Origin of the sequence: Dietzia massiliensis, from assembly GCF_018390595.1 — a bacterium.
In the GTDB taxonomy this organism is placed as follows: domain Bacteria; phylum Actinomycetota; class Actinomycetes; order Mycobacteriales; family Mycobacteriaceae; genus Dietzia; species Dietzia massiliensis.
The window spans coordinates 1-371 of sequence record NZ_JAHBAV010000299.1 but is presented as its reverse complement, the minus strand read 5'-3'; the positions used below and the strand labels follow the sequence as shown (position 1 = coordinate 371).

The 371-nt window shown below is 63.3% G+C and carries 1 pseudogene; it reads right to left on the bottom strand.

Features of this window, described 5'->3' with window-relative positions:
- Positions 1-11: 11 nt before the first annotated feature.
- Positions 12-371, bottom strand: a pseudogene (locus KHA85_RS20605) (hypothetical protein); the annotation flags it as partial.

Genomic DNA, 371 nt, shown 5'->3' with positions numbered 1-371 from the left:
ACCCTGCGGAGTTACCAGTTGCGCACGCGCAAGGTAGCCTCGCTGAGATCGTTAAAGCTGCTGATGGTCGGCACCAGCTGGCTGATCAAACGGTTCCAGCGCGCGATCGGCGCCGCAGTGACGTACACGACGTCGTAAGGTTGCAGCTGAAATTCAGCGCCCATCGCCAGCGCGCTGGCGTCGGAGAGATCGAACTGATACAGCGTCGCCAGCCGCTGCGGCGTTTTACCGCCGCTCGGCCGGATCACGAACACCCCGGTCGCATCCGCCACCGTCTGGCTGATCCCTTCGGAAGATCCGAGGGCTTCGGTCAGGGTCATGCCGCTGCGATCCATCTTCAGCGTCGCTTGCTTGCCCACCTCGCCCATCAC